Raw genomic sequence first — 14,460 nt, 5'->3', positions numbered from 1 at the left:
CGAACCAACTCCAGGCGCTTTCATGTTCTTGTACATCCCCTTCCTGCTGGCATTTCTGACCGTCGTGGTGATCGCACTGGGGTGGAGGTCATTAAGCAATAAGCTATGGTTGGCAAGCGTGGGGGTGAGCTTGTGGTGGTTCAGCCAGCACATACAAGGTAACCCGGGTTTCGTACTTTAGAGATGGATAGCGATCATGGACCGTTCCATCGTCTTTACTCCGCGTGACCCTATCCTGCCGGGCGGGGTCTTCCTCAACTGCGTCTGCCTGCTGGCCATCAGCAGCTGCCTGGGCCTGCTGCTCTACTTCCAGTGGGCCCTGCAGGAACCGCTCTGCCCGCTCTGTCTCCTGCAGCGCACGGGCATCATCCTGACCGGCATCGGGTTCATGCGCAACCTGCGCTTTGGCGTGAAGAGCGCGCACTACGGCATGGCGGTGATCGGCGCCCTGCTGACCGGTGTGAGCGCGCTGCGCCAACTGGCGCTGGAAGGTCTGCCAGGTCAGGATGCACCGGGTGCAGTGCTGCTGGGAATGCATTTCTACACGCTCTCGGCGCTGTTTTCGCTGGTTGCGCTGGCCACCATCGCCGGCCTGCTGGGCGTCAAGAGCGCGGAATATCCGGCCACCCTGGTGCTGATGCAGATGGCCGAGGAGCCCGATATACAGGTCCGTACTCCCTGGGCCAGGATCACGACATGCGCGGCCTTCGTCCTCCTGGTGGGCGCGCATCTGGCCGCCACGATGGCCGCTTGCGATCCCGGTATCTGCGACGAAAATCTGTTCGGCCGCCTGCAGCTCCAGGCCGGCAATACCCCTATCCCGTAATAAAAAAACGGCGCACCCCGCTGATGACGGGGATGCGCCGTGCAATGAACGACTCAAGACTATCCAGTCCGGGTGCCTTGCCACCCGGACCTTGCTTCAATACATCAGAAGCGGTGCTGCATGCCCAGCGCCATGCCGAACTGGCTGTTGGCGAAGCCAGCCTCGTCACGCGAGAGGCCGACCAGCTGGTTGTTCTTGGCCTTGGCATAGGCCGTGCTCAGGTACAGGTCGGTGCGCTTGGACATCGCATACTTCAGACGCAACGAGTACATGATTGGATCGGCATCGTTGGCTACGTTCTTGATGTTCTGGTAGTAGATGGCACCGATCACGCTCATGGCCGGAGTGAACTTGTAGGTCACGCCACCCCAGAAGAAATCGCTGCGCAGGTCGGTGGCGCCGGTGGCCAGGCTCTTCTTGTAGTAGCGGTAGCCCAGGTTGAACTTCCACGCATCCGACAGCTGGTAACCGGCGGCCAGGTGGGCGCTGGTCGCGCGGTCGTAGGCGGCGCTGGTGGCGGTGGTGCTGTTGACGCGGTCGTAGGTCGCGGCCACGCTGAACGGACCCGAGCCCCAGCCCAGGCCGACGCCATACTTGGCGCCGTTGCTGGTGTCGCCAGCCACTTCGCCGAAGCCATACATGGCACCGACCTTCACGCCGGAGAATTCACCCTGGTACTTGACCAGGTTGGACACGCCGGTCGGCATGCCGTCCTTGCGGCTACCGGTGGCGCCGGCCGAGGTCACCCACGAATAGTTGGCCGAATAGCCCATGGGATCGAAGGGCAGGATGAAGTCATAGGTGGTCGAGAAGGAACGACCCATGACCACGCGACCGAAACCGCCTTCCAGGCCGACGGTGGACTGGCGGTTGAAGAGCTGGTTGGTGTCACCGTCGAAGCTGCCGGTGTCGAGCTTGAAGCCGTTTTCCAGCTGGAACACGGCCTTGAGGCCGCCACCCAGGTCTTCCGTACCACGGAAGCCGATGCGGGAGGTGTTCATCATGCCCGAGCTCAGGCGCACGACGTTGTTGCCGGCCGCGTTGGCGTGGTTGACGAATTCCACGCCCGAATCGATCAGGCCGTAGACGGTGACCGACGATTGCGCCTGGGCACCGGTCGTGGCCATGGTGGCGAGGGTGGCGAATGCAGCCAGCATGCTGGCGGCGAGGTGATTCCTTTGCACTGAGGTCTCCTTGGTTGAAAGCTTGGATGGTTTGCGTCGGCACGGGCGCGCCGTGCGACGTCTTCTGGTATTGCGCCCGGCCGCGCCGACGAGCCGGCCGGACGAGCGGGAAGAACGGCGGGTAGCCGTCCGCTCCCTTGCTTCATCGATGGGATGAACCGTTGATAGCCTGGGCGAGCTGCAGCGACGTCAGCGCGTCAGAACGCCCACAGCGCCTGTTCCGGCAGCGACAGCCAGTACTCGCCCTGCTCCAGACGCTGCGGCGCGTAGGCACGCAGGCCGACCGCGCCGGCCGGGCCGCCTTCGACCTTGAACAGGCATTCCCAGCGGTCGCCCAGATACATGCAGGTCGACAGCGGCAGGCGGATGGCATTGCCGGTCTGCTCGCCGGAGACGCGCACCTGTTCGACGCGGATGATGCCGGTCAACTGCTGGCCCGGCTGGGCATCGTTGCGGCCGCGCAGGGTCGCGACGGCGGTGCCGCCATCGAGCTTGAGGGTCACACGCTCGCCATCCCGGCTGACCACCTCGGCGGCCAGCTTGTTGTTGCTGCCCATGAACTCGGCAGTGAACAGGGTATCGGGGGTCTGGTACATGCTCTGCGGCGTACCCTGCTGTTCGATGCGGCCATTGTTGAGCAGCAGGATGCGGTCGGAGATCGCCATCGCCTCCCCCTGATCGTGGGTCACCATCAGGGCCGACAGGCCCAGGCGCACGATCAGTTCGCGCAGGAAGGCGCGGGCTTCCTCGCGCAGCTTGGCGTCGAGGTTGGAGAGTGGTTCGTCCAGCAGGATCACCTGCGGGTTATAGACCAGTGCGCGGGCAATCGCCACGCGCTGCTGCTGGCCACCGGAGAGCTGGTGCGGATAGCGCTCGCCCAGATGTCCCAGGCCCAGCTGCGAGAGCACCGCCTTGACGCGGGTGGCGATCTCGGATGAGGGCGTCTTGCGCAGCTTCAGGCCATAGGCCACGTTGTCGGCCACGGTCTTGTGCGGCCACAGCGCATAGGACTGGAACACCAGGCCCAGGTTGCGCTCTTCGGCCGGCATCTCGAAGTTGCGGCTGCCATCGAAGACGCGGCGGGTGCCGATGTCGATGCTGCCGGCCTTGGGCGATTCCAGCCCGGCCACGGCGCGCAGCAGGGTGGTCTTGCCGCTGCCGGAGGGGCCCAGCAGGGCCACCACTTCACCGCGCTGCAGTTCCATGGAGACGCCCTTGAGAATGGGGTTGGCGTGGGCGCCGCTACCGTAGTCCAGGTGCAGCTCGTTGACGGAAAGTTCGCTCATGATGATTCCTTTGGAGACGCTTGCTTAAGGGGCGTCGGGCGGCCAGGCGCCCGACGCATGCAATGGATGGATTCGGTTGTCGGAGTCAGTCGTGCAGCTTGACGCCAAAGCGCAGCGCAATGCCCAGGCCCACGGCCACCAGCGTGATGTTGATGAAGGACAGTGCCGCCACCAGTTCCACCGCGCCGGCCGCCCACATGGAGACGATCATGGAGCCGATCACCTCGGTGCCCGGCGAGAGCAGGTAGACGCCGGTCGAGTATTCGCGCTCGAAGATCAGGAACACCATCAGCCAGGCGCCGATCAGCCCATAGCGCACCAGCGGGATGGTGACGTCACGCGTGACACGGGAGCGTGAGGCGCCGACGGCGCGGGCCGCCTCTTCCAGTTCCGGCCCGACCTGCAGGAGGGCGGTATTGATCAGGCGCAGGCCGTAGGCCATCCACACCACCGAATACGCCAGCCAGACCGAGAAGATGGTCGAACGCAGGCCACGCAGCGCCGGGATGAAGCTGTCCACCAGCCACAGGGCAATGGGGTTGTCGATGCCCTTCAGGGCCGAATCCAGCAGCGACGGTACGAACAGGAACACCCACAGGAAGGACAGGCCGGCCAGCAGGCCCGGCACCGCACGCGGCACCAGCACGCTGTAGTCGAGGAAGCGGGTGATGCCATCCTGCTTGCGGTGCATGGCCAGGGCGATGGCGGTATAGCAAGCCACCGCCAGGGCGCCACCGATGACACCGATGAGCACCGTGTTGATGATGCCGCGCACCAGCGAGGGCTGGTCCCAGACGTTCAAGAGGTTGTCCAGGGTCAGCACTTCCAGCAGGTTCACGCCGTCACCCCAGTGCGAGACGAAGGTCCGCAGGGCAATACCCGACAGCGGGATCACCACGGTGAAGAGCAGCCAGCCGGCGATCAGCGCGAACGCCACCCAGCGCCACTTGCCCAGCGGCAGTGCCTTCTGGCGCGCGCCCTTACCCTTGATGGCGACGTACTTGTTGGCCGAACGCAGCAGCCAGCGCTGCATCATCACCAGCGGCATGGTCACCGCCACCAGGCACACGGCCACTGCCGCCATCAGGTGATAGGAAGGCGTCCCCAGCTTGTTGGTGAGCTTGTAGAGATAGGTCGGCAGGACCAGGTGACCTTCCGGATCGCCCAGCACCAGCACCAGGCCGAACACTTCGAAACCGAGGAAGAACACCAGCACGCCCGAATAGGCCAGGGCCGGCGTGATCATCGGCAGCGACACGTTCAAGGCCACCTGCAGCGGCGAGGCGCCGGCCACGCGGGCGGCCTCTTCCACGTCCGAGCCCAGGCTCTTGAGTGCCGACGAGGCGTACAGGTAGACGTGCGGTACGTGGGTCAGGCCGGCGATGATGACGATGCTGGTGAAGGAATAGATGTTCCAGGGGTCGCCCTCGAAGCCGAATACCGACAGCAGGTTTTTCATCCACACGGTGTAGAAACCCACCGGTCCCATCGAGACCACGTAGCCGAAGCCGATCACCATGGGCGAAACGAAGATCGGCACCATCAGCGCCGGGGCGATCAGGCTGCGACCGGGCAGGTCGGTCCGCACCATCAGGAAGGCCAGCATGCCGCCCAGCGGCACGGCGATGAACGTCAGGCCGGCGGCCAGGGTGAAGCCATTGATGAAGGCCTGGCGGAAGTCCGGATCATCGAAGATGAAGCGGTAGGAATCGAAGGTCAGGGTCTTCACCGGCGCGAAGAATGGCGCCGACAGGAAGCTCTGGTAGAAGATCAGCAGCAGTGGCACGAAGATGGCCAGGGCTGCCAGCAGCACGACCAGGCCGCGTGGCCAGTTCAGCCGGAAACGGCGGACTGGCAGGGCTTGCTCGCTGCGCGCTAGCGTTGTGGAGGTTTGCATGGTGCGCCTCATGAATAGGCAAATCGGGACAAAAGGATCAGAACTGGCAAAGCGACGGCAATACCGCTCCCACGGAGCCGCACAGAGGCGCTCCGGGAGAGCAATGATTCAGACGGATGGAACCTGGCTGCTTGGACGACCCCGCCCGGACCTCCCCGGACCGGACGGGGCAGGGACTTACTTCTTGGTGGCTTCCTTCCACTGCTTCAGGAAGTCCAGGCGCTTCTTCTGGTCCAGGTAGTCCAGCAGTTCGGTGGAGACCGGCATGGGCTTCAGGGCCGCGCCCAGTTGCTTGGTCAGTTCGGCCGAGGTGGTGGCGCCGGTCACATCGCCACGGATGGCGAACAGCTGCGCGTCATTGGCGATGATGGTCTGGCCGCGCTTGGAGAGGATGTAGTCCACCCACAGCTTGGCGGCATTGACGTTCTTGCCGGCCTTGTTGACGAAGATCACCCGCGAGAGCACCAGGTTGTAGTCCTTGGTGAAGGCCACGCCGATGGATGGGTCCTTCTTGGCGCGCACCAGGGCGTAGGGACCGAGGATGTTGTAGCCGATCAGGTTTTCACCGGAAGAGATGCGCTCCAGCATGGTACCGGTGGAGGATTGCACGCGCGCTGCCACGCCGCCCATGGCACGGGCGAAGTCCCAGAACTGCGGATTGTGCTTGAGGTCGTAGGTCATCAGGCTGAAGCCGACACCGGATTTCTCGATGTCATAGGTGGTGACCTTGTTCTTGAACTTGTCCTGCTTGGTGGTCAGCAGCTTGGTGAAGTCGGCATGGGTGGTCGGCACTTCGGCTTCGGTCACCAGGCGCTTGTTATAGACAATGGCCGCCGGCTCGAAGGTGGTGCCGTAGGCGGTGTCCTTCCAGTTGGCCCAGGCGGGAACGGCAGCCGCTTCCGGCGACTTGTAGGGCAGCGCATAGCCTTCGGCGGCCAGCTTGACCTGCAGGTCCATCGAGGACGACCACATCACGTCGGCGGTGGCGCCACCGGCGGCCGCCTCGGAGATGAAGCGGTTGTAGGCTTCGGTGGAATTCATGTCGTTGTACTCGACCTTGACGGCCGGGTAGAGCGCACTGAAATCCTTGATCAGCGATTCGGCGGCCTTGGAATCGGTGGTGCTGTAGATCACGACCTTGCCTTCCTTCTTGGCGCCTTCGATGATCTTGGCGTAGTCGGCCGGATAGCCGGCAGGGGTATCGGCATGAGCGACTCCACTCAAGGCGACGGGCAAAGCGAGGGCCAGGCCGAGCGCGATGCTCAGGCGACGTTTGTGCAACATGGATTCTCCTTGATGATGAAAATGGCCCGCGCCGGCAAGTCAGCAGAGAGCGCCTGACGGCGCCTGCCCACCCGCACTGTCAACGCACCAGGCCTAACTCCTGGGACAGCTTGCGATATCGCGCCACGGTCTGCGCGATGTAATCCGAAAGCGGCTTGCCGGTCATGGCAAAGGGCTGCAAGCCGCCGATGCTGCGCTGGCGATCGAATGCAGGATCGGCCATCGCCTTGTCGAAATAGCGCACCCAGCGCTGGTAATCGTCCTCGCTGGCATACGGGCTCATGTAGAAGCCGCGGATGATGGGCCACACCACGTCATAACCCTGCTCGCGTGCGGTCGGCACCTCCTGCAGCGGTCCCGGCAGGCGCTGCTCGGACAGTACCGCCAGGATGCGCACCTTGCCTTCGGCGATGAAATGGGCGGCCTCCGAGGCATCGCCGGAAATCACCTGCACGTGGCCGGCCTGCAGGGCCGCGAACGAGTCGCCACCGCCTTCCAGCGCCACGAAATGGAACTGGCGCGGTGCCATGCCGGCACGCTGGACCAGCATGGCCACCTTCAGCCAGTCCTGGCTGCCGGCCGTGCCGGACAGGCCGATGGTGGTGGCCGAGGGATCCTTGCGGATGGCCTCCAGCAACTGCTTCAGGCTGCGCCAGGGCGCATCGCTACGGACTGCGATCATGCCGTGGTCGATCCCGACCCCGGCCACCCAGCGTACATCGCCGACATCGGCGCGACCGTACTTGCCTTGCGCCAGTCCCAGCAGGGAACCCCCTGAAAACGCCACCAGCGAATCCGGACCACCGCGACGGTGCGACACCACCGACCCCCACGCCACGGCACCGATACCGCCGGGCAGGTAGGCGACCTTCACGTTGCCCTGGGCGTCGCGGCCGTCCTGTTCCTGCATCACCCGCCGCAACAGCTTGCAGGAGGCATCCATGCCACCGCCAGGCTTGGCCGGCACGATGCATTCCACCGCCAGGGCGCACGGCGCCGCGCATGCCAGCAGGCAAGCGGTCACAAAGCGGTGCCAGCGGATCGCCTTCATGGCGTTAGCGGCACAGGGGATGCAATACGGGACGGGCGGTGCCGGCAGGGCCGACGGACAGGGCGGTCATGATGTGTCTCCTGCATGATCTTTTTTGATATGGGCGCATCGTACAAGAAAAGCCTTTCAGCCGGCTTTCAGTAAAGCTTGCAATGCGGCTTTCTCTCCACAATGGCGGCTACGCGTTTTCCGCAATTGCTGCGCCGGCCATTTCAAAGGGCGGCGGCCTTCTGTTAGCATCCGCGCTGGAGACAAGCCGCACCGGACCTACATCAATAAAAAGGCAGCATCATGCGCATCCTGCTGGTCGAAGACCATATCGAACTTTCCCGCTGGCTGGCCAAGGCCATGCGCGACGCCCACCTGACCGTGGAATGCGCCCACAACGGCGCCGATGCCGACAGCCTGCTGTTGACGCAGGACTATGCGCTGGTGATCCTGGACCTGACCCTGCCGCGCATGGATGGAATGGAAGTCCTGAAGCGCATGCGCGCCCGTGGCAGTCGCACCCCGGTGCTGATCCTGACCGCACGCGGCGGCCTGGCTGACCGCGTCAGCGGCCTCAACATGGGCGCCGACGACTACCTGGCCAAACCCTTCGAACTGGAAGAACTGGAAGCCCGCGTGAAGGCCCTGCTGCGCCGCTCGCAGAGCCATGAAGCAGTCACCGTCACCTGTGGCGCGCTCAGCTTCGACACGGTCTCGCGCACCTTTACCTATGGCGGCGAACTGCTGGCGCTCACGCCCCGTGAGCATGCCGTGCTGGAAGCGCTGATCGTGCGCCATGGGCATACCGTCCCCAAGGAAAAACTGTTCCAGCAGGTGTTTTCGCTGGACGACAATGCCAGCGTGGATGCCATCGAGATCTATATCCACCGCCTGCGCAAGAAGCTCGAACGCGATGGTGCCGGCAAGGTCGGCATCACCACCCTGCGCGGCCTGGGCTATCTGTTGCAGGCAGTGTGATGGCAACCGCGATCCGGCGCCTGGGCAACCTGCGCAGCCAGCTGGTGCGCTGGCTGCTGATCCCGTTGACGCTGCTGGTGGCGGTGGATGCGGTCTCGGTCTACTACAACGCGCTGGAAGTGGCCGACCTGGCCTACGACCGCTCGCTGCTGGCCTCGACCCGGGCACTGGCCGAGCGGGTATCCATCGTCGATGGTCACGTCACGGCCGATGTGCCCTATGTGGCGCTGGACAGTTTCGAGACCGACAACCTGGGCCGCATCTACTACAAGGTCACCGGCTTGAAGGGTGAGCTGGTGTCGGGCTACGACGACCTGCCGCCGGTGCCGGCCAATGTCAAGCGCTCGGAAGTCTATCCGGCCCTGGTGCGCTTCTACCAGGCGGACTACCACGAGCAACCGATCCGCATCGCCGCCCTGCTGCAGCCGGTGTATGACGACAGCATGCGTGGCATCGCCCTGATCCAGGTCGGCGAGACCATGGAGGGACGCAACGGCATGACGCGCAAGATCCTGTTCGACACGCTCTGGCGGCAAGGCACGCTGGTATCGGTGGCCGCGCTGCTGGTGTGGTTCGCGGTGCGTTTCGTGCTACGGCCGGTGATGCAGTTGAAGGGGGAGGTGGAGTCGCGCGCGCCAACCGACCTGTCCGGCTTCGATCCGGCGCTGGTGCACAAGGAAATGCGTCCGCTGGTACAGGCCATGAATGGCTACATGGGCCGGCTGCAGGCGCTCATCAGCGCACAACGGCGCTTCATCGCCGATGCCTCGCACCAGTTGCGCACGCCCTTGACGGTCTTGAAGACGCAATCCGAATTGACCCTGCGCGAACTACGTCGTGAGCGCCTCGATGCCGGCGAACTGCGCGATCTGGTCGAGGGCATGGCGCGCACCACCGACTCGGCCGTGCACCTGGCCAATCGCCTGCTGACGCTGGCGCGTGCCGAACACGGCGCGGCCGAAGGCGGCACCATGCGCGTCTCGCTCACCGATGCGGCCCGCCAGGTGGCGCTGGAACTGTCGCAGCAGGCGGTGCTGCGTGACATCGCCCTGGCCTTCGAGGAAGAGGGCGACATCGGCATCCAGGCCAATGCCCTGCTGTTGCATGAATTGATGGTGAACCTGCTGGACAATGCGATCCGCTACACCCCGCCAGGCGGTCACGTCATCCTGCGCGTGCGTGCCGCCAGTGCAGCGGGGCAGCCCACCGGTGCGCTGCTGGAAGTGGAAGACGACGGCCCCGGCATTGCCGAGGCCGAGCGTGAGCGCGTGTTCGAACCCTTCTACCGTGCCGGCGCGACCCAGCACGTCAATCCCGGCGGTACCGGCCTGGGGCTGTCCATCGTGCGCGAGATTGCGGCCATGCACCGCGCCAGCGTCACACTGGCGACTCCGTTGCGGGGCAACGGGCTGGTGGTACGGATCGCGTTTCCGGGCGTGGTGGAGTTGCGGACCTGAGCCGTGGCTCCTGGCCGCACAGGCGCAGGAGCCGTTGGCATAGCGATACCTCTCAGAACTGTTCCCAATCCCCGTCGTCGGCAGTCACGGCCTTGCTGCCGGCCTTGGCACTGGCCTTGTTGCTGGCCTTGGTGCTGGCCGCCGGCAAGGCAGGAGGTGTCGCAGTTGCCGCAGTTGCCGCGGCGGGCGATGTCGCAGCCGGTGCTGCTGCCTGCCCTGTTTTGGCCGCCGGGCGGGCGGTCGTCGCAGGCCGCGGCGCAAGCGGCTTGCGTGCGGCTTGCGCGCGCGGGGCATCGTTGCTGCTGAGCTTGAAGACACCCACCGTTTCGCTCAGGCGGACCGACTGCTCCTGCAGCGATTGTGCGGCGGCGGCGGCCTGCTCTACCAGCGCGGCGTTCTGCTGGGTCACTTCATCCATCTGCACGATGGCCTGATTGATCTGTTCGATACCATCGCTCTGCTCATGGCTGGCCGCCGAAATCTCGGCCACCACATCGGTCACCCGCCTGACGCTGGCCACCACCTCGCTCATGGTACTGCCAGCCTGTTCCACCAACCGGCTGCCGTTGTCCACGCGGGCCACCGAATCATCGATGAGGGCCTTGATTTCCTTGGCCGCCGAGGCGCTGCGCTGGGCCAGGGTACGCACTTCGGAGGCCACCACCGCAAAGCCGCGTCCCTGCTCGCCGGCCCGGGCCGCTTCCACCGCCGCATTCAAGGCCAGGATATTGGTCTGGAAGGCGATGCCGTCGATCACGCTGATGATGTCCACGATCTTGCGGGACGCGTCATTGATCTCGCCCATGGTCTGCACCACCTGGCCAACCACGCTGCCGCCCTGAACGGCGACCTCCGAGGCCGTCGCGGCCAGCTGGTTGGCCTGGCGCGCATTGTCGGCGTTCTGCTTGACGGTGGACGTCAGTTCTTCCATGGCCGAGGCGGTCTCTTCCAGCGCACCAGCCTGTTCCTCGGTGCGGGAGGAGAGGTCCAGGTTGCCGGTGGCGATCTCGGAAGAAGCGGTATTGATGGTGTCGGTGCCAGTGCGGACTTCGCTGACGATGCGATGCAGGTTCTGGTTCATGGTCTTGAGCGAGGCCAGCAGCATCCCGGTTTCATCCTTGCTGGTATCGGCAATCTGCACGGTCAGGTCGCCCTGGGCCACGGCGCTGGCGACGTTGACCGCCTCATTCAGGGGCCGCGTGATGGAACGGGTCACCAGCCAGGCGGCGATCACGCACAGGATGATGGCCACGCCCGAGAGTTCCAGCATCAGGGCGATGGCCGAGTTGGTGGTGTTCTGCCCCTCGATGACACTCTCATCCATCAGGGATTTCTGGAAGACGGCGAATTCGTTGAGCACCTCGAAGTAGCGATCCTGCGCCGGTATCACTTCTGTGAAGAGGACCTCGGTGGCCTCCTCCTTCTTCTGCTGGCGGATCAGTTCACGCAGCTTGTCGCGTGGGGTGTTGTAGGCGGCGCGTGCATCATTGATGGATTTCATCAATTCCTTGCCACGCGCGGTGTTCACCATCTTGTCGACATCGGCCAGCGCCTGGGTGGTCTTGGCGGAGTTGGCCGCACCGCGATCGAGGTAGCGGGTGGCTTCCTCGGGATTGCGCGCCAGCAAGGCATTACGCAGGTTGCGGGCAGCCGAGTTGACGTTCTCGCGGATTTCCATCACCAGCGAAATCTTCACATAGCGGTCCTCCACCACCATCCGGGAGGCCTTGCTGATGCTGTTGAGGCTTTGCATGCCCACGCCGGTGATCAGGCACATGACGCCGATCAATATGGCAAAGCATGCGGCCAGGCGCACGCTGATCTTGATATCCTTGAATTTCATTGGTCGACCCCCATTCGTCGCATTAAAGAGATGCAAGAGAAGCCCGGACCATGCTGCCAGTCCGGACCCGCGCGCGTCTGCAGTCGCGGTCCTGTGGGTGTCGCCTTCGAGCAACCGGCTCGGTCGCGGGCAATCTGTTACCTGAGGACAATCGATCGGCCGCCATTGGCGAGAGCGGAGACCGGTCATGTGCGATGCAATCGGTATAAATTGCGGCGCGTTGCTTGTCAACGGCAGTTTCCCGCGTTACTTGAGCGTTGCTCGCCCGCCCCGGCCGTCGCCCCGCAGCCGCGCTGGCGCTTTGGGTTAGAATGCGCGTTGCCGTCAGCCTTCTCCGTCCTGCAGGCCGGGTCCGCCAGCCACTCCTCCCTGTGCCGCGCCTGACCAGTCCTGACCATCGATGAATCCAGTCACTCCCCACCCCGCACCACTGTCGGTGCGCCTGAAGTCCGAGACCGCCGATCTGCACCAGCAGATGCACGCGCTCATGGAAAGGGCGCAGCCTTTTTCCGATCGCCTGCACTACAGCCGCTTTGTGGCGGCGCAATATCATTTCCAGCGCGACGTCGAACATCTCTTCGATGACCCCGGACTGCAGGCCGCCCTGCCCGATCTGCAGGTACGTGGTCGAGAAGCGGCGGCACTGGCCGATCTGGCCGACCTGCAGGCAGCTCCGGGTGAGGTGACCATCGCCACCGCCTCGGTACGGATGCCGCAAGCCTGGGGCTGGCTCTACGTGTCGGAAGGATCGACCCTGGGCGCGGCCTTCCTGTTGAAGGAGGTCCAGGACAAGCTGGGCCTGTCCGAACACTTCGGCGCACGCCACCTGGCGGCCTATCCGGAAGGCCGGGCGCTGGCCTGGCGTCGCTTCGTTGGCTTTCTCGATGCCAGCGAGCTGACAACGGCCGAGCAGGACGCCGTGGTGGCCGGCGCGACGGCGGCCTTCGAACGTTTCGGCGTGCTGCTCAGGCGCCATTTCGCGGTGGATTGAGGCAACGTGGACCATCCGGCTCCGGATCCGCGGCAGGACGCCGCTCCTGAAGAACGCTCCCCCAACGCCAGCTCGCTGGCGCCACCGCGCACGCGCTGGCTATGGCTGCTGCTGGCCTATGCCAGCCTGGGCATCGGCATCATCGCCCTCTTCATCCCCGGCATCCCCACCACCGAGTTCGTGCTGCTCTCGGCCTGGGCCGCCGGCCGTGGTTCGCCGCGGCTGCAGCGCTGGCTGGAACAGCACCGCCTGTTCGGCCCGATGATCCACAACTGGCGCCATGGCCGCGTGGTGGCGCGGCGCGCCAAGATCAGCGCCTCGCTGATGATGAGCCTGTGCCTGGTCATCATGCTCTTTACCGTCAAGCGCCACTGGGTGATCGTGCTGGCCACGCTGGGCATGGCCCTGGGCGCGGCCTGGATGTGGTCGCGCCCGGAACGCACAGAAGACGCCGAGCCCGGCGAGCGCTCATGAAAAAAGCCCGTGCCGCGATGACGGCACAGGCTTCCTGGATCACACCCTTGCAGGCCGGGCTCAGGTAATGGACGACGACACCTTCCACAGATCGACATCGCCATCGGTGGCATGACTGTCGATGCGGGCCAGTTCATCGGCGCTGAAATCCAGCTTCTTCACGGCATCCAGCGAATCATCCAGCTGCTCCACGGTGCGCGCACCGATCAGTGCCGAGGTGACGCGCGCATCGCGCAATACCCAGGCGATCGCCATCTGCGCCAGGGTCTGGCCGCGCTGGCTGGCGATCTCGTTCAAGGCACGGATGCGCGCCAGGTTGTCTTCCGACAGCATGCGCTGCGGCAGTGACGGCGCACGCGTGACACGCGCGCCTTCGGGCACGCCATTGAGGTACTTGGAGGTCAACAGGCCCTGTGCCAGCGGCGAGAAGCCGATGCAGCCCACGCCCAGCTCTTCCAGCGCCGGCAACAGCCCCGGTTCGATACTGCGGTTGAGCATGGAATAGTTGGGCTGGTGGATCAGCAGCGGCACCCCCTCGCTCTTGAGGATGGCGGCGGCCTTGCGGGTCAGTTCGGGTGAATAGGACGAAATGCCCACATACAGCGCCTTGCCCTGGCGATGCAGGTGGGCCAGCGCGCCCATGGTCTCTTCCAGCGGGGTGTCGGCATCGACCCGGTGCGAATAGAAGATGTCCACGTAATCCAGGCCCATGCGCTTGAGGCTCTGTTCGCAACTGGCGATCAAGTGCTTGCGCGCACCGCTGGGGCCACCATACGGGCCGGGCCACATCTGCCAGCCGGCCTTGCTGGAGATGACCAGTTCGTCGCGATAGGGGGCGAAATCCTTGGCCATGTAGCGGCCGAAGTTCTCTTCGGCGGAACCGGCCGGCGGGCCGTAGTTGTTGGCCAGGTCGAAGTGGGTGACGCCACGGTCGAAGGCGCGACGCAATACGGCGCGGCCGGTCTCGAAGTTGTCGACGCCACCGAAGTTCTGCCACAGGCCCAGCGACACGGCGGGCAGCAGCAGGCCGCTGCGGCCGGTGCGGCGATAGGGCATGCGGCCATCGTAGCGGGAGGGTTCGGCGATATAGCTCATGAGTCTCCTTGGGGAAGTTCCACTGTAGGGATTGAGGGGCTGACCACTTCCTGAGTGGTGGTGCGCAGAAGTCTACGCTTCCGTCGCTTATTCATTAAATGCAATA

General features: G+C 64.6%; 12 protein-coding genes. 5 read left to right on the top strand and 7 right to left on the bottom strand.

Annotated features, from left to right (window positions below; genetic code table 11):
* Positions 1-196 precede the first annotated feature (196 nt).
* Entirely contained in the window at positions 197-826 is a 630-nt protein-coding gene (locus HFRIS_RS00590; RefSeq protein WP_006461244.1) for a disulfide bond formation protein B, read from the top strand.
* A 104-nt stretch (positions 827-930) separates the two neighbouring features.
* Here HFRIS_RS00590 and HFRIS_RS00585 read toward each other — a convergent pair whose 3' ends face one another.
* From HFRIS_RS00585 to HFRIS_RS00565, 5 genes are all read right to left on the bottom strand, one after another.
* Complete coding sequence (locus tag HFRIS_RS00585; protein WP_077234910.1) at positions 931-2,010, bottom strand: porin; 1,080 nt, start codon at positions 2,008-2,010, stop codon at positions 931-933.
* Between the two features lie 197 nt (positions 2,011-2,207).
* The gene (locus tag HFRIS_RS00580; protein WP_006461242.1) at positions 2,208-3,296 is read right to left on the bottom strand and encodes an ABC transporter ATP-binding protein; all 1,089 of its coding nucleotides are present in this window, start codon (positions 3,294-3,296) and stop codon (positions 2,208-2,210) included.
* An 85-nt stretch (positions 3,297-3,381) separates the two neighbouring features.
* Positions 3,382-5,193: an ABC transporter permease gene (locus HFRIS_RS00575; RefSeq protein ID WP_006461241.1), complete on the bottom strand. Its 1,812-nt coding sequence runs from the start codon at positions 5,191-5,193 to the stop codon at positions 3,382-3,384.
* 177 nt (positions 5,194-5,370) lie between these two features.
* Positions 5,371-6,477 (bottom strand): ABC transporter substrate-binding protein, encoded by a 1,107-nt coding sequence (locus HFRIS_RS00570; RefSeq protein WP_006461240.1) that lies wholly within the window; start codon positions 6,475-6,477, stop codon positions 5,371-5,373.
* A 79-nt stretch (positions 6,478-6,556) separates the two neighbouring features.
* A complete protein-coding gene (locus HFRIS_RS00565) occupies positions 6,557-7,528 on the bottom strand; it encodes a Bug family tripartite tricarboxylate transporter substrate binding protein (protein ID WP_006461239.1) in 972 nt (323 codons plus the stop codon).
* A 291-nt stretch (positions 7,529-7,819) separates the two neighbouring features.
* Between HFRIS_RS00565 and HFRIS_RS00560 the strand changes: the two genes are divergently transcribed.
* On the top strand, positions 7,820-8,494 hold the full coding sequence (locus HFRIS_RS00560; protein ID WP_006461238.1) for a response regulator: 675 nt from the start codon (positions 7,820-7,822) through the stop codon (positions 8,492-8,494).
* On the top strand, positions 8,494-9,951 hold the full coding sequence (locus HFRIS_RS00555) for a sensor histidine kinase (RefSeq protein WP_006461237.1): 1,458 nt from the start codon (positions 8,494-8,496) through the stop codon (positions 9,949-9,951). Before HFRIS_RS00560 ends, HFRIS_RS00555 begins: the two co-directional genes overlap by 1 nt.
* A gap of 52 nt (positions 9,952-10,003) precedes the next feature.
* Here HFRIS_RS00555 and HFRIS_RS00550 read toward each other — a convergent pair whose 3' ends face one another.
* Positions 10,004-11,794 (bottom strand): methyl-accepting chemotaxis protein, encoded by a 1,791-nt coding sequence (locus HFRIS_RS00550; RefSeq protein ID WP_006461236.1) that lies wholly within the window; start codon positions 11,792-11,794, stop codon positions 10,004-10,006.
* A 400-nt stretch (positions 11,795-12,194) separates the two neighbouring features.
* On the opposite strand from HFRIS_RS00550, the gene HFRIS_RS00545 reads away from it, so the two are divergent.
* Together HFRIS_RS00545 and HFRIS_RS00540 are read left to right on the top strand one after the other, a co-directional pair.
* Positions 12,195-12,785, top strand: a complete 591-nt coding sequence (locus tag HFRIS_RS00545) for a biliverdin-producing heme oxygenase (RefSeq protein WP_039873740.1) — start codon at positions 12,195-12,197, stop codon at positions 12,783-12,785.
* Positions 12,786-12,791: 6 nt separating this feature from the next.
* The gene (locus tag HFRIS_RS00540; protein WP_006461234.1) at positions 12,792-13,259 is read left to right on the top strand and encodes a YbaN family protein; all 468 of its coding nucleotides are present in this window, start codon (positions 12,792-12,794) and stop codon (positions 13,257-13,259) included.
* 60 nt (positions 13,260-13,319) lie between these two features.
* On the opposite strand, the gene mgrA is transcribed toward HFRIS_RS00540, so the two are convergent.
* Positions 13,320-14,354, bottom strand: a complete 1,035-nt coding sequence (gene mgrA, locus HFRIS_RS00535) for an L-glyceraldehyde 3-phosphate reductase (protein WP_006461233.1) — start codon at positions 14,352-14,354, stop codon at positions 13,320-13,322.
* Positions 14,355-14,460 lie beyond the last annotated feature (106 nt).

The sequence above is a fragment of the Herbaspirillum frisingense GSF30 genome, from assembly GCF_000300975.2.
Classification (GTDB): Bacteria; Pseudomonadota; Gammaproteobacteria; order Burkholderiales; family Burkholderiaceae_D; genus Herbaspirillum; species Herbaspirillum frisingense.
Note: the sequence above shows the minus strand (reverse complement) of the source record. Positions and strands in the feature narration are given on the sequence as shown.